Origin of the sequence: Pedobacter sp. SG908 (genome assembly GCF_011759615.1) — a bacterium.
GTDB lineage: Bacteria > Bacteroidota > Bacteroidia > Sphingobacteriales > Sphingobacteriaceae > Pedobacter > Pedobacter riviphilus.
This window is the reverse complement of the sequence record NZ_JAAOYY010000001.1, coordinates 426,857-445,684: the sequence shown is the minus strand read 5'-3', so window position 1 is coordinate 445,684 and position 18,828 is coordinate 426,857. Positions and strand designations below refer to the sequence as shown.

The 18,828-nt window shown below is 41.6% G+C and carries 15 protein-coding genes; 2 read left to right on the top strand and 13 right to left on the bottom strand.

Annotated elements, in window-relative coordinates; all coding sequences use genetic code 11:
• Positions 1-423 (bottom strand): hypothetical protein, encoded by a 423-nt coding sequence (locus FHT21_RS01670; protein ID WP_167293068.1) that lies wholly within the window; start codon positions 421-423, stop codon positions 1-3.
• 669 nt (positions 424-1,092) lie between these two features.
• Here FHT21_RS01670 and FHT21_RS01660 point away from each other — a divergent pair.
• Positions 1,093-2,532, top strand: a complete 1,440-nt coding sequence (locus FHT21_RS01660; RefSeq protein WP_167293067.1) for a S41 family peptidase — start codon at positions 1,093-1,095, stop codon at positions 2,530-2,532.
• A gap of 1,061 nt (positions 2,533-3,593) precedes the next feature.
• On the opposite strand, the gene FHT21_RS01650 is transcribed toward FHT21_RS01660, so the two are convergent.
• The 11 genes from FHT21_RS01650 to FHT21_RS01600 form a co-directional block, all read right to left on the bottom strand.
• Positions 3,594-5,069 (bottom strand): L,D-transpeptidase family protein, encoded by a 1,476-nt coding sequence (locus FHT21_RS01650; RefSeq protein WP_167293065.1) that lies wholly within the window; start codon positions 5,067-5,069, stop codon positions 3,594-3,596.
• Between the two features lie 285 nt (positions 5,070-5,354).
• Positions 5,355-6,056 carry a sulfite exporter TauE/SafE family protein gene (locus FHT21_RS01645; RefSeq protein WP_167293064.1) on the bottom strand — a complete coding sequence of 234 codons (702 nt, stop codon included), beginning with the start codon at positions 6,054-6,056 and terminating at the stop codon, positions 5,355-5,357.
• The gene (locus FHT21_RS01640) at positions 6,053-6,481 is read right to left on the bottom strand and encodes a FixH family protein (RefSeq protein WP_167293063.1); all 429 of its coding nucleotides are present in this window, start codon (positions 6,479-6,481) and stop codon (positions 6,053-6,055) included. Before FHT21_RS01640 ends, FHT21_RS01645 begins: the two co-directional genes overlap by 4 nt.
• Before the next feature lie 59 nt (positions 6,482-6,540).
• Positions 6,541-7,932: a cytochrome c oxidase accessory protein CcoG gene (gene ccoG / locus FHT21_RS01635; RefSeq protein WP_167293062.1), complete on the bottom strand. Its 1,392-nt coding sequence runs from the start codon at positions 7,930-7,932 to the stop codon at positions 6,541-6,543.
• On the bottom strand, positions 7,916-8,884 hold the full coding sequence (locus tag FHT21_RS01630) for a cbb3-type cytochrome c oxidase N-terminal domain-containing protein (protein WP_243853825.1): 969 nt from the start codon (positions 8,882-8,884) through the stop codon (positions 7,916-7,918). Before FHT21_RS01630 ends, ccoG begins: the two co-directional genes overlap by 17 nt.
• Entirely contained in the window at positions 8,871-9,053 is a 183-nt protein-coding gene (locus FHT21_RS01625; protein WP_167293061.1) for a hypothetical protein, read from the bottom strand. The genes FHT21_RS01630 and FHT21_RS01625 overlap by 14 nt, the downstream gene beginning before the upstream one ends.
• Before the next feature lie 3 nt (positions 9,054-9,056).
• Positions 9,057-11,198 carry a cytochrome-c oxidase, cbb3-type subunit I gene (gene ccoN / locus FHT21_RS01620; RefSeq protein ID WP_167293060.1) on the bottom strand — a complete coding sequence of 714 codons (2,142 nt, stop codon included), beginning with the start codon at positions 11,196-11,198 and terminating at the stop codon, positions 9,057-9,059.
• A 72-nt stretch (positions 11,199-11,270) separates the two neighbouring features.
• Entirely contained in the window at positions 11,271-11,450 is a 180-nt protein-coding gene (gene ccoS, locus FHT21_RS01615; RefSeq protein ID WP_167293059.1) for a cbb3-type cytochrome oxidase assembly protein CcoS, read from the bottom strand.
• Entirely contained in the window at positions 11,447-13,831 is a 2,385-nt protein-coding gene (locus FHT21_RS01610; protein WP_167293058.1) for a heavy metal translocating P-type ATPase metal-binding domain-containing protein, read from the bottom strand. The genes ccoS and FHT21_RS01610 overlap by 4 nt, the downstream gene beginning before the upstream one ends.
• A 13-nt stretch (positions 13,832-13,844) precedes the next feature.
• Entirely contained in the window at positions 13,845-15,191 is a 1,347-nt protein-coding gene (gene hemN / locus FHT21_RS01605) for an oxygen-independent coproporphyrinogen III oxidase (RefSeq protein ID WP_167293057.1), read from the bottom strand.
• A complete protein-coding gene (locus tag FHT21_RS01600; protein WP_167293056.1) occupies positions 15,191-15,619 on the bottom strand; it encodes a lactate dehydrogenase in 429 nt (142 codons plus the stop codon). Before FHT21_RS01600 ends, hemN begins: the two co-directional genes overlap by 1 nt.
• A gap of 716 nt (positions 15,620-16,335) precedes the next feature.
• On the opposite strand from FHT21_RS01600, the gene FHT21_RS01595 reads away from it, so the two are divergent.
• Positions 16,336-17,640 (top strand): DUF5077 domain-containing protein, encoded by a 1,305-nt coding sequence (locus tag FHT21_RS01595; protein ID WP_167293055.1) that lies wholly within the window; start codon positions 16,336-16,338, stop codon positions 17,638-17,640.
• A gap of 156 nt (positions 17,641-17,796) precedes the next feature.
• On the opposite strand, the gene FHT21_RS01590 is transcribed toward FHT21_RS01595, so the two are convergent.
• Entirely contained in the window at positions 17,797-18,828 is a 1,032-nt protein-coding gene (locus tag FHT21_RS01590; RefSeq protein ID WP_167293054.1) for a response regulator, read from the bottom strand.

Genomic DNA, 18,828 nt, shown 5'->3' with positions numbered 1-18,828 from the left:
TTATAACCGACCCTTATTTCCATAGATATCTCTTATTATCCGTAAAAGTTCCCGCAAGTGTTCAAATGGACTCCCTCCTTCCCCGCATGAAGGGACTCCTTCAAAAACACCAGAGGGTTGCTCCAAAAAGAGCAGCCATTTTTCTTTGATTATCAGCAACTTACGAGCAAACTCTAAGTTGATCGAAGGTGCTCTAAAACTACCTTCCTTAAAGGTGAATCCTTGTTTGAACACCTGACTAAAAATAGCGTGTTTCTGTCCCAAACTGGAATCTTGAAAAATTTTAGGCATATTAAGCAGAAACTCTTCCTTCGGCTTAGTGTGCATTCGGCGTTTGCTCAGTCCAAGCATTTCCTGCACCCCGTAATATTGTGCTTCACTGACGATGCCTTCGTGAATGCCTTTTACCAGTTTCTCCGGCATATTCACACCAGGGACTGATGCCGAACTAATCCCGCGTACAATGGATTGATTAGAATGCGGCGAACGGCCGAATTTCCACTATGCGGAAATCCTAGTTCTCTAACTTCTTTGGAGATCAGAAATTTTGGAACTCCCGAGAGAAAATCTCTGTAGATTTTTTCTATAATAGGTTGTTTGACTGGATCAATCTTTATGATCATTTTGCCTCCCTGCTCCTTATGATTGATATAGCTGTAAGGAGCTAGATTAATGTATCGTCCGGATTCCTGTGCATGACGGGAACTTACTTTTGCCCGTTTTCGGATAGTCAGCAATTCCTGGTTAGCAATTAAGTATTTAAAGGCCCTCAATAAGAAAACTGAAGGATCCTGCGTATCGATATCCAATGGTTCACTTGTAGCTATAACCTTTAATCCGTACCGCTTCTCAAGTGATTCGATCTTTTGGAGAGCCTCGGGTAAGTTCCGGCTAAAACGATCATGGCCAAATTACCAAAAACTAAAATTCCGATTTGAATAATGGATTGAGTTTATGGTAATCATTCTTAAAAAAACATGTTTTAAGAAGATATATAAAGGGCCATACCCAAAACAGCTTCAAGCCTGCTCGATTACTACACGGAATCGAAACTTATTAAGGTACAGTTATTGAAAAGTGCTATATTTATTTATGACTCGTAGAATATTAACGCTATTGCTTCTTATCTGCTTAACTCGTCCAGTTTCCGCTCAGCGTACATCCTGTGACTGTTCTGCTAACCTCAACGAAACCATCCGGAAAACGGAGCTTAATTATGCAGGCTTTCCTGCTAAAGTAAATTCAAAAACCAAAAAGGCCTATTCCCTTTTGGTACACGCACTCAAGATCAAATCCAGCCAGCAACAAAATACGGAGGATTGTTTCTACCTGATTAAACAATACGTCAGGTTTTTCAAAGACAAACACTTTTCCCTGAGTTACTATCCGAAAGAGGAAACTAAACGGGAACTCATGGACGTAGACAGGATCCTGAACACGGTTCAAGCCGGAAATGGAGATCCTCTTGAGGGCATCTGGATCAATTCCGACAGCTCGCTTCGACTTGTCATTAAAAAGTTTCCAAACCTTCAGTATAAGGCCATTGTGATCCAGTCGAAAGATTCCGGAAACGTCAAAGGTCAGGTATATTTTTCTTTAAAGCCGCATCACAAAGGTTTTCTGCTCGAGCAATATAATGTATTTGGCAGCACAGATATGTATGCACAACGAAGGGGCGGCTTGCTGCAATTGTGGGGTTTTGCACTCTTCGGAAAAATTTCAGGTACGGGCATGACTCCGGATGAGCGAAAAGAACTGGATACCTGGAAAAACAACAACAACGGGCTGGATTTTCGGCAGCTGGACCAGGAAACAAGCTATATCAAAATCCCCACTTTTTTTAATAATGACAGCCGGATTGAAAAGCTGGTGGCCGCCAATGACAAAACCATCAGGGCCAGCAGGTACCTGATCATCGACCTGCGTGGCAACGGAGGAGGCAATTCTGGCTGGAGCTTCTTATTGCCTTATGTAATGACGGGTCCAATCGACCAGGACAGCCCGAAATTGAGGATCTCTGCAGACAACATTAAACTAAAACGCGCGGAACTCGAACCTCTTGTTAAAAATCCCATGCCGAAAGAGATGCAGAAGTACTTCCCTGACAGTTATGTGAGTAAACTAAAAAGTATTTATGAGGAATTGGCTCATACCAAGGCCACTTTCATTGAGATCCCAGGCGTTCGCATCCCATTGGATTCGGTGTTGCGTAAGCCGGAAAGGGTTGCATTGATCACTGATGGACTCTGCGGAAGCTCAACCGAATTCTTCTTTAATTTGATGAAGCAGAGTGGAAAAACGAAAAGATATGGCGGCAACACGGTGGGAATGATGGATTACGAAGGACCGACAAGCCGGACGATGCTTCCCTGCGAACAGCTGGTTTTGATGATTCCTGTATCAAAAATGAGCTGGGCGGATACTCATCCTATTGATCAGACAGGGTTTAGCCCGGACGTAAAGATCAGTCTGCCGGCAGCGGAATGGCTGAATTATGTCAAACAGGATTTAAAAACAAACATCCGGCAGTAGGGATCAGGCAGTCGGGGAAAGCCTCCTTATGGCCATTATTTCTTAACGAATCACAGCCAGATTTATTCATGAAAATCCACCCAATAGGGAAAGAACCACTTTCAGTGAAATCTCAAATTCATACGAACTGCCACTTTTGTGTGCAGAGTGTGTTGTCTCCTTATCCGAACCATTCATTTTTCGTTTAGGCACCTTTACTGGGTATTTCAGAAAAAATGGCCGCGCGTTTCGGATTTATGCTGACACCCTGTTTCATTTTAAGCTGATCACCCCATTTCAGGGCAAGCTGGCCGTTTTGATCTTCTGATCAAAGTTTTTCAATATATTCTTCCTCAATAACTTTTCAAATTGGCGTAAAATAAGAGGCTCTAGCGTAGCATCTCTATGGGAGGTAACTCTCTTGTGGCCTGGCTATTGATTTGAGTCAATCTATGCCGCTTTTTTTGGAATTTGAGGTGTCGCTTCTAACTTGAGACATATAAATGTCCGGTTTTGAAGAAAATCGGTCTTGAGTTAGACCAGGCGGGGGTATGCGATAGAGAAAAGCGAGTTTGGTACCGATGTTTATATTTGTTTAGAGGGAATTAACATTATATGCTACATCCGGCAACTAAATTGGCGGCCAGCTTGGCCTGAAATAGAGGGGTTACATGATTCTTCTGTACAGTTTACTCCGAGGTAAAGGAATACCACATCCATTCCATCAAGTTCCTTCTTTAGTTCATAGCTGGATGGCATTTGGCTCATGCATGGCCCACACCAGGGCGCCCAAAAATCCACATATACGACCTTGCCTTTACATTTTTCTACTAACTTCTCTAATAATGTATTTCATAGTTCATATTCTTAAATTTAAAATTTAAGAAAAATCTCCGTTCATTCTTAGTGCCAACACAATGACGAAAAACCTATACATGGCTTTTACAAGAAATATCGAACTAAAGAAACAGAAAAAAGCAGGTGTAAAAAGTCCGCTATGAAAATCGCGGTTAACTTTAATATTTCTTTGAGACCATAATATTTTACCTATCTGCCTCAGCAGAATTTAGACGTAACACTGATCAGCGGTCTTTTACCAACACAGACTCTTGTGGAAACATCTGCCTTTCAAGCCCGGGATCAAGGTTATAGATATCAGGGTATACCTTCAACATGCCGTCAATAATTTCTGCAGTAAAGTAGGTTATCTTGATGGGAATAGGATTCCGTAGGAAAAAATCTTTTTTTTCCAATTTTCGCACTGATTTTTTCATCTCAGCAGATCTGCTGGAACGACCATCATGGACCAATAGCATCGACGCAAGTTTTTCCGCTCCCTCTACCCTGATGCATCCATGGCTGAAAGCCCGTTCCTCCTTATTGAAGAGTTTTTGCTCAGGGGTATCGTGCAGATAGATATCGAAACGGTTAGGAAAACGAAAGACAACTTTCCCCATCGCGTTATCGCACCCGGGAGACTGCCTCATGGAGTAGCCGGCTGGGTTTGTTTTAATCAATTTTAAATTCGCTGGGCTACCAATAACATAATTTCCTTTTTGATCATAGATGGCATAATGGTTATCCTCCAAAAAAGTGGGATTCTTTAATCCTTTGGGCAAAAGTTCCCTTATAAAGATCTTTACCGGCACTTTCCATTCAGGGGCCGTAGTAAGGTATTGCACCTTACTTTCGAGTTGAGGGGAAGGACTGGTGGGTTTCCCTACGACTACCTTAAAAATTGTAGCAGAATCGCCATTGTGCAGTGTTAACAGAAAGGAAGGAATATTGATCTGCAGATAATAAATGCTACCGGTGTCTACCCATCGCATCCTCTCCATATTGGCTGCTATTTTCCTGGCTTCTCCCTCTGGGAACTCGTAACAATCGTCGATATACTGCCCCTTTACAAGGTGGAGGTAGCTTTGCAGATCCTTGTAACTTTTTAGCTCAGGCTGTGCCGTACCTATACTGACCATAAAATCGCGTGCGCTAAGGGAAGCGAACAACAAATTCTGGGCATAATCTTCTGTTGGGCTGTTTAAGGCGTACTTTGTCCTTACCGGATTGAACTTCCCATAATGGAGGTGGTTGACCAGGGTGAGCATCGCATCGGTCATATAGATATCGAAATCCTCCCTGTCCATGCTGTAGCTCATCCCCGTGCTGGACACCAGTGGTTTAAGTCTGTTATAGGTCAGTTCATTGGGGTGAAAATCCTGGCGATTAAGTCCGAACTGCAGTACACAGTCCAAAAGGAGCATGGCGTGGTACACCGGGGTACGGACTGTATCGGGATAAACCCACACCCGTTGAAAATTCATTCTCTTATAAAATCTGGCCACGGTTTCGGGATAGTTCAAACGGGACCCGAGCGCTAAAAGTTGCTTTTTGATCAGCATAGAATCTATCCTTTGAGCCGCACGCTCATGTACCAATGGATATCCCTTAATGGAGGCTGACAGCAGAAACGCAAGGACCATACATACCCAGGAAATAAATAGATTTTTTTGTAAAAAAGATTTCTGATTTGTTTTCATGACCGGAATATTAAACATCATAAAATTGGGTTATAAAAACTAGAACCGTGATGATCGTGGTCACTCTAGCTAATGACATCGATCAGAAATTCGATCTGATTTAATAGGTTGTCCAACCGCTATCAACAGCATCTATTGCCCCAACTCGAAGAGAAAAGAACTTATAATACTATGTTGAAGTGGAAAAAACTGGTATTAAAAAAAATTACAGGTATGATGCATAAATTCCGTTTATCCTGATGCTTAATTACAAAGTTTAGTTAGTTAGCAGTAGCAGGCTGCCTTTCAGGTTTTATTAACGCTATTTTATCGGCAGTCTATTGCATGGCCATAGGTACTGGTAGTCTTTGGGGATATAAAGGGAATGCCCAAATCGGCCGATCGCAAGATAAGTAAGGTACCCATAAAAAACATAAACCAGGGAATAAGCCTATTGGTATTAAAACGGATGTATTTCTTGAGGAAGATCCCCCCTAACGAAATCATGAGCATCAGTGGGGTGGTACCCAATCCAAAAAGAAGCATAAAAGTAGCACCAGATTTAATACTACCCGTATTTAAAGCAGTTGCGAGTGCCAGATAAACCATGCCGCAGGGGATGATACCATTCAGCATTCCGGCAAACAATCCCCACAATGGCAAATTAAATACTTTTCCCATTAATCTGCTTAGCGGATTAAGCATCCATGACTGGAACTTGGAAAACCTATTTCTATAGGCAGTATTAAACTGCAGTGCTGTAAATAAAATCAGTATAGAACCGATTAAGATGCTCAGCATTTTCTGATCGCTAAAAATGCGGATACTACTCCCTAAAGCACCCACCAACAAGCCTAATACAGTGTACACGGCAATTCTGCCAAATTGGTACAACAAAAGCTGTAATCCGCTTTGAAAGAAATCCTGCTTTCTGAATGGCATACCCAGCATGATCGGTCCGCACATTATGGCGCAATGAAGGCTTCCGAAAAGCCCCATCAAAAATGCCAGTGGCAAAAAATACATCATAGGGTGATGTTATTTTTAAACAGATAATCTTTTCCTGAGGAGTGCCACTGGAGGTTTAAAAACCACATTCCCCTGGGCATTTTAGTTTTATCAACCAGAATAAGATTCGCTGTTCCTGAGGTATTTCCTTTTAGCTTAATATCGTCATCGCTATTGGCAGGCCGCATTAAAACAAGATTGTATTTCGCACTATCTTTTACCTGAATGATAATCTGAGTTTTTGTAATGGTAATTTTGGGTTTAGCGTGATCATTGAGTACATTCTGTTTGGCATTGTATTCTGCATTGTAATTGATTCCCTTTTCGTAATAATTTTCTTCGATCAACGCATCTCGCCCATGTAAATGGAACATATAAACGACCATCCCCACAATAAACATCATGAATGCAATCATTCCCAATACTATTTTTGTGCCCCAGTTCATATCTCTTATTTTTTAGTTTTGAATGAGTCGACCCTTCAACCATTCCCTAATTCAATCACTCAATCATGCTCTAATTCAATTCCTTCCGGCTGCGCGAAAAAACTTGTAGTTGCTGTGCTTAAAACTTTGCCGTTGGCAATAATTTCGAAAACGGCATCGGTTTTATATTTTTTAATGGCATTATTTTTCCTGATCAGAAAGAAAGTAAGGTGCACCGAACCTTCTTTTGGCAAAACATCAGCTTTTTGGATAAAATCAATTTCATCACTGTCATTTTGCGACCTAAACCTGAACTTTACTGCTTTATTGGTTTTGTTGATCAGCTCTGCATTATAAAGATTGCTCGTTTTATCTGCCCCCCTACTCTGGTATAAAGTACCGCTTGCTCTTAGTACGGTGGTCTGGATATCTTCTCTTTTATAAATCAGTGAAGAAAAAACTACCATTATCACAAACAGTACCGCAGCATAACCGTAAGATTTTAAGCCAATTTTATAGGGTTTACGTTCGTTAATAAAATCCTGATTGAAGAAACCGATCAGGTTTTTGGGCCTGTTTATTTTAAGCATTACCTCGTTGCATGAATCGATGCAGGCGGTACAGTTTACACACTCGAGCTGTGTACCTTGGCGGATATCAATACCTGTTGGGCAAACCTGTACGCAAAGCCCACAATCAATACAATCTCCCGTTTTTAAAGCTGCATCCTGTTTTTGAAGATGGCCCCGCGGCTCGCCCCTGGTAAAATCGTAGGCGACCACCAGGCTTTGATTATCCAACAGCACGCCTTGCAGCCTGCCATACGGACAGATTACCGTACACACCACTTCGCGTACATAGGTAAATACCCCATAGAATATAAATGTAAATAGCCAGATGGATACAAAGCCCGATACATGACCAGCAATTGGTTCAGTAATAATTTTATACAATACTGCCGACCCAATCATATAAGCCAAAAAGGTATTTGCAATGGCAAAAGAAATCACCAGAAAAATAAAATGTTTGCTTACTTTTTTGAATATTTTGCCGGCGGTCCAGCCTGCTTCGTCTAGTTTCTTTTGTTTATTGGCATCGCCTTCAATCCAATATTCGATTCTACGGAAAACCATTTCCATAAAGATTGTTTGCGGGCAAGCCCATCCGCACCATAGCCTACCCAAAATTACTGTAAAACATACGATGAACATGATAAAAATAAGCATCGCGAGCGCGAAAAGGTAAAAATCCTGCGGGGTAAAAATCAATCCGAAGAATACAAATTTTCTTTCTATAAAATTAAGGAGTACCAGCTGTTCGCCCTTAAGTTTTAAAAATGGACTGGAAAACAAAAATAATAGCAGCACATAACTTACCCATTTCCGGTAGGTATACAGCCTACCAGATGGCTCTTTAGGATAGATAAAATTTCTGCCCCAGCCTTTATTTTCCTTTTTATTTTTTGGTAACATTGGCTTGGTTCACACTGTCGGTTGGTGTTTTCATCTCACTGTCTTTTAAATCTTTAGCTTCGTATTTCTCACCCTGTGGTGCTTTGGCTCCTGCAGGATTACTTCCTTTTAGCGATAAGATAAAATTGGCAACAGCACTGATCTGTTTTGGATTTAAATTTTTCTCCCAACTGATCATACCTTTTTCGGGTACCCCATATTTTATAGTTTTGAAAACATTGTTTATGCCTCCACCATGCAACCAATACTCGTCGGTTAAATTTGGGCCAATAATGCCCTGGCCTTTATCGCCATGGCAAACCACGCAGTTAGTTGTAAAAACAGTTTTGCCCTCAGCCAGTACCGTTGGCGTATTATCAACCTTAACCGAATTCTCATCAATGGTATTGGCCGATTTTTCGAGGTAGGCTGCTTTTTCTATCTTCGCTTTGGCCATTTCTTTTTCATATTCTGTATCCTGCAGATCTCCATAACCACCAATGTGGTAATAAAAAAGATAGGCTGCCGCGAAAATCATGGTTCCGAAAAAGAGGAAGTTAAACCAGGCTGGCACAGGGTTGTTCAGTTCTTTAATGCCATCGTAAGCATGATCGATGACCAGGTCTTTTTCTTCTTCAATGGGCCTTAAGCTTAAAAGTTTTGTCCAGATTGAGGGTTTAACCGGTTTTTGTTTTAACCAGGTATCGTAATCCAAAACCGGCTCTTTTACCGGTTTGGCGTACGGCGTAGGGTTTAACTGTTCATTATACATTACCTTGAATGCATTTAACAGGGTTACTGAAACAAAAAGAAGCACAACTGCAAAAACCAGGAGGATTATAATCAGTATTTCAGACTGGTTTAGCCCCAAGCCTGCCTGAGCAGGTGTTAAGGTTTCTGCGGCTTTCTCATTCGCAGCAAAGGCTGTAATTGAGATGAACAGGCATAATAACAATAGTTTAATCTTCTTCATATGCAATAGGTTGATTGTCTTGAATAGGAAGCTGGCTCATTACTTCGATATGTTTTTTATTTAGTTTGAGCAGGTAAATACCCACGATTACAAAAAACACCATGAACATGAGCAGTGAGGTGATGAGGTATAATTCGCCACCGGCTAAATCTTTTATCTGGTTAAACATATTTTATTGATTTGAAGGAATGGTTTCTTTATTTGCTTTGATATCGGTACCCAAACGTTGCAGGTAAGCAATAATGGCTACTATTTCCCTGTCACTTTTAACCTTGATGTTATTCTGTTTTAGGTCGAGTGCAATCTTTTCGGCCTGAACTTTTAAATCATCGTTAGCACGTTTATCATAACCTTCGGGATAAGGTACCCCCAGTGTCTGCATGGCTTTGATCTTACTGGCTGTGGTGGTAATATCCAGTTTCTGCTCAATCAGCCACGGATATGGCGGCATAATGCTTCCCGGCGACATCGAAGTCGGATCTACCAGGTGATTGTAATGCCAGGCATCAGAATATTTCCCGCCTACGCGATGAAGATCGGGCCCTGTTCGTTTACTCCCCCATAAAAACGGGTGATCGTAAACAAACTCTCCGGCTTTACTATACTCTCCATATCGTTCAGTTTCTGAACGGAAAGGCCGCACCGTTTGCGAATGGCAGTTTACACAGCCTTCTCTGATGTATAAATCCCTGCCCTGAAGTTCGAGTGCCGAGTATGGTTTTACACTGGCAATGGTTGGCACGTTAGATTGAATGGTAAAAGTGGGCATCATTTCTACCATGCCCCCAATTAGGATGATGATGAGCGATAACACCATAAATTTCATTGGCTTACGTTCCAGAACCCTATGCCAGGCTTTATCCGCCGAAGAAGTTTCGATAACAACTTTGCTTAATGGCATGGCCTCTGCAGGTTCATTGGCAAGCAATTTAGCCCCTAACATGGTTTTAGCCAGGTTATACGTCATTACAATTACCCCTGTTAAATACAATGTGCCACCGATCGAACGTAAAATATGCATCGGGATTATCTGTAGCGTTGTCGCTAAAAAATTAGGGTATTTCAGTAAACCTTCGGGGGTAAATTCTTTCCACATCAGCCCCTGCGTAAAACCTGCCCAATACATCGGCACGGCATAAAAAAGGATGCCTAACGTACCTATCCAAAAATGGAAACCGGCTAGCTTTTTAGAGTATAATTCTGTTTTGTAAATACGGGGGATTAGCCAGTACAACACACCAAAGGTTAAAAATCCATTCCAGCCTAAAGCGCCAACATGCACGTGAGCCACAATCCAATCGGTAAAATGGGCAACACCGTTAATCTGTTTTAATGATAATAACGGACCTTCGAAGGTGGCCATACCATAAGCCGTAAGGGCAACCACCATAAATTTAAGCGTCACATCTTCCCTTACTTTATCCCAGGCGCCGCGCAAAGTTAATAAGCCATTAATCATACCGCCCCAGCTTGGTGCAATCAGCATAATCGAAAATGCAACACCTAGTGATTGTGCCCAACCCGGTAGTGAAGTATAGAGTAAATGGTGAGGTCCTGCCCAGATGTAAATAAAAATGAGCGACCAAAAATGCAGGATACTTAATTTATAAGAGTAAACGGGTCTTCCGGCCATCTTTGGCAGGAAATAATACATCATGCCCAGATAAGGTGTGGTTAGAAAAAATGCCACCGCGTTATGCCCGTACCACCATTGTACCAATGCATCCTGTACACCGGCATATACGTAATAGCTTTTCATAAAAGAAATGGGCAGTTCGAAAGAGTTTACAATGTGTAATACCGCTATGGTAACAAATGTGGCAATGTAAAACCAGATGGCCACATATAAATGACGTTCTCTTCTTTTGAAAATGGTACCGAACATGTTTACGCCAAAAACCACCCATATGATGGTGATGGCGATATCTATTGGCCATTCGAGTTCGGCATATTCGTGCGAAGTGGTAAAGCCAAGCGGCAGCGTGATCACTGCCGATAAAATGATCAGCTGCCAGCCCCAAAAATGGATTTTGCTCAGCACATCGCTAAACATCCGTGCTTTTAACAAACGCTGAAGGGAATAATAAACACCCATAAAAATGGCATTGCCCACAAAGGCGAAAATTACGGCATTGGTGTGCAGCGGCCTGATGCGGCCAAATGTAGTGTACTGACTGCCCATGTTCAATGCGGGTTTGAAGAGCTGCATAGCTACAAGCAAACCAACAGTCATCCCGATTATTCCCCAAACCAGGGTGGCAATACCAAAGTTCCTGACAATCTTGTTATCGTAAGTAAATTTTTCTAACTGCATAATAGAAACAGAATTTTGTATGTTTTATATGCCAAAGGTATCTGGCAGTGGGCGGATAAAGGGTGATAACGGTTAACTAGAAAAGTGATCTTCTTCACTTTTTTCGGCAACAGTCTCATCATCGAAGAGCATACGGATACCTGGAGTATGTACATCATCATTCTGACCGGTTTTATAGGCCCAGAAAAACGCCGCCAAAAAAATGAGTGCCATTAAAACGCTGCAGCCAACCAAAAAGTAAAGAATGTTCATATCAGTTTATTTTTACGGGCAAACCATCTGGTTGCCATTGTAGTAAAGGAGATAATGGTAACCGTACTAATCGGCATCAGTACTGCGGCCACCAAAGGATAAAGTGTACCCTGAACGGCAAAATAAATACCAATACAGTTATACGCGATGGCTATAGCGAAACTTGTTTTAATGATCTTCAACCCATCCTTACTTAACTGGATAAAATCTGGCAGATAATTTAAGGCGCTGCCTTTGAGAATGGCATCACAGCCGGGCGTAAAATTATTAATGTTATCCGTTAATGCGATTCCAAAATCACTTTGTTTTAGGGCTCCGGCATCGTTTAACCCATCGCCCAGCATCATTACTTTATTCCCAGCCTGCTGAAGCTTTAAAACTGCATCGAGCTTTTGGTGAGGGCTTTGGCGAAACCTGATGGTTGTTTTTTCGGTAAATATTGTATCCAACATCCAACGGTCTTTATCGGTATCGCCTGATAAAACCAGCAGCTTGAATTTCGAAAGTTTTAAGATCAACTGCGCTAATCCTGAGCGCCACTGCTGTTTGATATCAAAACATCCTTTATAAACATGGTCGATCACAATATGCACGCCGCTTTCGCTAGCAGACTTTACTGCCATAGGCAGCATAGAAAGATGTCCGGCATAAATACTGTGGTTATTTATTTTAGCGGTCAAACCTTTTCCTACCACCTCTTTATAATCGCTGAGTGAATAAAACCGATCAACATTTAATACTTTTAAGATATGCCTGCTCAAAGGATGGATAGAATTTCGCAAGAGGGAACCAACAATAATCTTTTCCTCGCCTGATATCGTTCCACTAAAACCGATCTCTGCATGTTCATTGCTGGTTAGGGTACCTGTTTTATCGAAAATCAGGGTATCGCATTTGGCAAGTTCTTCAACGGCATCAGTATTTTTTACATAAAATCCTTTCTTATCAAAAACTGATAAAATTGCAGATAGTGTAAATGGGGTACTTAAAGCCAGTACGCAGGGACAGGCCACAATAATTACGGCGGTAAATGCCGCCCATGCTTTGTGGCTATCGTTCTGAAGCAACCAATACCCAGTAGCGGCAAATGCAATCAGGAAAACACCCAGACTAAAGTATTTGGCTACAGTATCATTAAAGTTCTGTTTTTCGGTATTGTTTTTATAATTATCGTTGTTCCATAAACCGGTTAAATAACTTTGTGAAACAGGCTTGATCACTTCAAGTTCTATCGCTTCACTGGTTTGCCTGCCACCTGCATAAATAATTTCGCCCAGAACTTTATGCACAGGGTCTGATTCGCCGGTAACAAAACTCATATCCATCCAGGCCTCACCTTTCATTAAAATTGCATCTGCAGGAACCAGCTCACCATTCCTGATCCACAGCCGGTCGCCGATCTTGATTTCGTTTATGGATACAGGCTTTTCTTTACCGTTTTGCAGGGTAGTTACCGCAATCGGGAAATAGGACCGATAATCGCGATCAAAAGAAATGTGATGGTAGGTGCGCTGTTTAAGCCATTTGCCCATTAAAAGCAAAAACACCAATCCTGTTAAGGTATCGGCAAAACCCGGGCCTGTACTGAAAAGAATTTCGAAAGCAGTGCGCAAGAAAAGTACCGCAATAATTAATGCTAAAGGGGTATCGAGGTTAATGTGCCTATGTTTAAGGCTTGTTATTGCTGAGGTAAAATAGTCGCGGCCACAATAAAAAGCTGCAGGAATAGCGAACGTAAGGTTTAGCCAGCCAAAAAGCGATTGAAATTGTTTCTCGAAACCCGATAAACCAAAATATTCCGGAAAGCTAAAGAGCATAACATTGCCCATTAAAAATCCGGCAACGGCTATTTTTAACACCAAAGCTTTATCTACCGAACTGCTGTGTTCCTGTACTACATCCTGCAGGCTGATCAAAGGTTCATAACCGATCTGGCCTAAAGTTTCCACCAACTGCCTTAACGAAATTTCGTCGTGATTGAAACTTATGGTAACCTGTTTTTTAAGGAAATCAATCCGTGAGCTGAATATAGCGGGGTTGATTTTATAGAGGTGTTCTAGCAACCAGATACATGAACTGCAGTGAATGGCCGGAATGTAAAATGTAATGATGCTCGAGCTTTCATGTTTGTAATCGAGCAATTGATCAATAATTTTAGGCTCGTCCAGATATTCTAAATGAAGCTCATTTTTAAACTGTTGGCCCGGATTATTGTTGTACACATAGTAATTGCAAAGGTTATTCTCTGAGAGGATCTTGAAAACAGCCATGCAGCCTGCGCAGCAAAAATCTTTATCTCCTGCCTGGTATTTTATCGCGGGCAGATCTTCTCCACAATGATAGCAAAGGACCTGTGTTGCGGTTTTATTTTGATCTTCCATTTTTAACCTATACTTAAATTGATGAACTGAACATTTGGGTTTTGGGCTGCTTAAGCCATAGTTTCTCATCGAAAGCCATGCACACGTTTCTCAAAAAAGATTTCCCTTTCGTGGTAATCCTGATTTCTTTTTCGGTTACCCAGATCAGCTTATCGCGTAATAAGGGTAACAGCCTACCATATACTTGTTCTGGAATACCTTCGTTGTACATTGTATTTTCTCTGCACATGAGGTTAAGAATATGTTTCCTTACCCCGATGTCTTCACCTGTAAGGAAATGGCCTTTTTCCACAGGTAGTAAACCACGTTCGATTTTATCGATATAATCTTCTACCGTTTTCGGATTTTGTGCAAAAGCTGTCCAGCTATCGCTGATAGAAGATACGCCAAGGCCGATAAGTAAATGGGTATGTTTATTGGTGTAGCCCATAAAATTGCGGTGCAGCTTCTGTTCAGTCATTGCCTGGAACAAAGAATCGCTGTTCAGTGCAAAATGGTCCATTCCCACATCTTTATATCCTGCGGCATCAAGCAATTGTCTACCCAATTGGTAAAGCGCAAATTTTTCGTCGCCCAGGGGAAGATCTTTTTCTGTATAATGTCTTTGGCCCGGTTTTAGCCAGGGCACATGTGCATAACTGTAAAAAGCAATGCGGTTTGGCTTCATATCGATTACCGCTCTTATGGTATCAGCTAAGCCCGGAATTGTTTGTCCCGGAAGGCCGTAGATCAAATCAAAATTAACAGAGGTATAACCGATTTCTCTTGCTTTTGTGGTGATCGCAGCTACCTGTTGAGGCGTTTGAAAACGATTGATCAGGAACTGCACTTCAGGATCGAAATCCTGGATTCCCAGGCTTAATCTTTTGAAACCAAGGCTGTACAGAGTGGTTAAGTGTGCACTGGTAGTATTGGCTGGATGCGCCTCAAATGAAAATTCTGCATCAGGAGCCAAACTTGAATTTTGCAGAATGCCATTGATCAGTAAGCCCAGGTTCTCCGCGCTGAAAAAAGTTGGTGTTCCGCCACCCAGGTGCAGTTCTTTTAGTTTGGGTTTCTCCCTGAGAACTTCCACATACATTTTCCATTCGGCAAGCACGGCCTTGATATATGGTATCTCTACACCATGGTTTTTGGTAATACGGGTATTGCAGGCACAGTAAGTACACAGGCTCTCGCAAAATGGAAGGTGGATATAAAGACTGATCCCCTCATCCTTACGGCTTTCGTAGATATTTGCAACATTGGCCAACCAGCCATTTGCATTGAATTTTTCGATGTCCCAGTAAGGCACAGTCGGATAGCTGGTATATCTGGGTGTGGGGACATTGTACTTTTTAAGTAGTGCAGATGCCTCCATTATTTCATCACTTTTACTTTAGAACACTCATTTTGACAGCAGCACGCGCTACCTACACATTTACCCGCAGCCCATTGATCGAGGTTTTTGATCACCTGTTCCATCCGCTGTTTAGCGTCGGCGCCGCCGGATGCCAAAGGAACGTTTGCCACTTTGATCCCTGCAGAACCTGCAGCTTTTAAATCAAGATGATCTGTTTGGAATGATGAGGTTGCGATGTATTTTATACCCAGGGCTTTTAGTCCCAGAATCATCGCCTCGTTTAGTTCATCGTTGTTAAAAACCAGCAACGCTTCCTTTCCGGTTGCGAATGAAAGCGTATCAATAGTTAAACTATTGGCAATTATGGTAATGTCGTGTTTTTTATAATTGGCCAGTACCAACCATTCCTTTTCATCGGGTTTGATGTTGTAAGCTATAGCTTTCATATACAGAATTTATATATACAAAACTATGGTCCTGGGCAGGTGCTACAGGTGAGGATGCTTAGAGAAAAAAATGATTTTTATTACATTTCTTAATTTGGCGTTTAGCGGCAATTAAGCGATTTAAACAACGAACAAGTAAATCACCTAATGAGATTGCTTTACCGATAAATCGCCACAGGCTGGCGCACGCTTCCAAGCCCACAATGAAGAATATGACGATGAACCATTGGCTAATTACCAGCGAGCCAATGATCAATAAATTAATTACATTTCTTCACACAACCGTTTGCGTTTATTCAAAAAAGGCTCAAAAACAAAGCTATAAAACACTAAAATCAAATAGTTTAAAACAGTATTCAACAAAAATGATTTATTAAACCCATATTAAGACTACTTACAACTACAAGCTTTACAAAAGCTGTATTACCCAATAAAATGATGCGCTTTTCCCTTGGAAATATAGCTGTATTAAGCAAACGTTTGCGCTGAGAATCTTAATTTTTTATCAATTGTTAGTCGTTAACTTCAATTCTAGTTAGTGCAAAATATTCCTTGTTTTTTATTGCATTAATGTGTTTGGGTTCGATTGGCAACCATTTGTGATAATTATAAAACCGACAGTTGAAAATGAGGCTGGGTTAAGCAAAAAAACATCTGCATTACAGATTGGTAAAATGGGGTGAAACTTAATTATAAACAACCATATACTAACCAAAATGAAAAAAACAAGTTCACTTGCCACAGGCCTGCTATTATTGCTAAGCTTGTATTCGTGTAAAAAAACAGAAAACCTCACGGAAACAGAGGCATCAAAAATTAAAAACGCCATTGCAGTTACCGAAAGTTTGGGCGGTTCGTCCCTAAACGTCGGTTTAGGTGGCAATGCCTATACCGCTGGCACGGGTGGTTTAATTAATGATACTGGTTTACATAATTGGACATCAGCCAGCACGATTACCAGTGTATGGTTCCGTTTAGGACTTACAGGAAGTTTAACGGTAGCAGTAAAAGGCACCGTACCTTCAGGAAGCAGTAACATCAAGGTAACTATTAATGGTACCGTATTTAATAAAACCATTACCGGTACCACTGCCACCACAACTACCATTGGTACCGTAAATATTACAGCTGCTGGCTATGTACGGGTAGATATACAGGGCGTGAGTAAAACAGGCAGTTACTATGGCGACATTTCCGACCTGGTGATTAGCGGGCCTGCTGTGGCTTCCAATGTGCAATATGCCAATACCGTAGCCGATTATTATTGGTCGAGAAGAGGCCCATCGTGCCATTTAAATTACACCGTACCATCGGGTACAGAATGGTTTTACAGTGAGCTGAATGTGCCCAGCGGAGAAGACAAAATCGGTTCTTATTTTATGGCCGATGGTTTTAGCGGGGGTTACTTTGGCATGCAAGTTAACTCAGCTACAGAAAGAAGGGTTTTATTTTCGGTATGGGATCCATCAACCGGCAGCACTACTTTGGTAAGGAAGGGAAGTGATATCACCTCTAATGGGTTCGGTGGGGAAGGCACGGGCGGACAATCTTATCTCTTATTTAACTGGGTAGCAGGCACTACCTATAAATTCTTATTGCGGGGCAAACCCGATGGTGCGGGCGGATCGGATTATACGGCCTGGTTTTACGCACCCGAAAATGGTACATGGAAGATCATAGCACAATGGAAACGTCCAAATACAACGGCATATTTAACAGGAATGTATTCGTTTATCGAGAACTTTAACCCAGACCAGGGCTACCTGCAAAGAAGTTGTAACTACGGTAATCAATGGTATAAAACAAGTAGTGGCAATTGGACAGAGGTTACCAATGCCAGTTTTAGCTACGATGCCACCGCATCAGCTGAGCAACGTATGGATTACCAGGGTGGTGTTACAGGTAATAACTTTTATCTGAAAAATGGAGGTTTTTTTGCCACTTATACGGCTTACGGAACAGCTTTGAACAGAAGCGCTACTGGCATAGCCCCAAGCGTTAATTTAAGCACTTTACCATAAAAAAAAACTTATCCCGGGAAATATAAAGTATTACCCGGGATAAGTTTAGTTTGAAGTTGACAGTGCGGAATCGATTAAGCACATTGCTGATCGAGATAACTTGCTGCAACTCCTTCAAGCCCAGCCCCGCAATGGCCAAGTGAACTAATGATTGCCTTACTGTTTAATGTTTTTGAGTTTTTCGATTGAGCGGATATTTATGGCATTGCCTGTTTTATCAATCAGTTTTTCATCTTTAAAATCAGCAAGCATTCGGCTTACGGTTTCGCTAGCTGTACCTACCAATGCAGCAAGATCATCGCGAGAAATCCGGATGGTACAGCTATCTTCAACACTATCACCAAATTTAACAGCTACTTGTAGCAATGCTTCTGCTACACGTTTTCGTACCGATGAATAGGCCAATTGAAGCATTTGCTTTCCTTTATCGCGCACATTTCCTGATAGCAAAGTGATAAATGTTTTGGATACGGCCTGGTGGTTGAGCAGGTACTCCATAAAATCGGCTTTGGGGATCTGTATAATGTCTGATTCGGTTAAGGTTGCTGCATTGTCTGTGTATACTTCGCCATTACACAAACTCTCATATCCAAAAAAATCGCCGTCATGATACAAGCTCGACGAAAGTTCCCTACCATCCTTAAAACGTTTGTACGTTTTTACCTGACCCTTAACTACATAATAAAGATGGGTAGGTTCATCCCCTTCCACATAAATAATCTGCTTGTTGGCAATTGGCCTTAATTTGCCCTTTTTACGGAGCTCGTCCATTACCGTTTCGCTATTGCCCGATGCGGCATTAAAGCCAGCTGATTGTTGCTTCTTTTTAAACCTGCTTTCAATGGCCTTAAAGAGTTCTATATCATCAAACGGTTTGGTGAGGTAATCATCGGCACCCATTTCCATACCTTTTCGCATGTCTGCCCGCTCGGTTTTTGCGGTAATGAAAATAAAAGGAATATTTGCCGTTTTCTGGTTTTTGTTCAGTAGGTACAAAACCCCGTAACCATCCAGTTCTGGCATCATGATATCACAGAGGATCACATCAGGCAAATGGTTCAAAGCCATTTCTACCCCTAACTTACCATGTTTCGCGGTAAAAGTTTCATAACCGGCCAGATCCAGCACCTCAGCTGTACTTTCCCTGATGTCGTCATTATCCTCAATAATCAAAACTTTCTTGTTCAT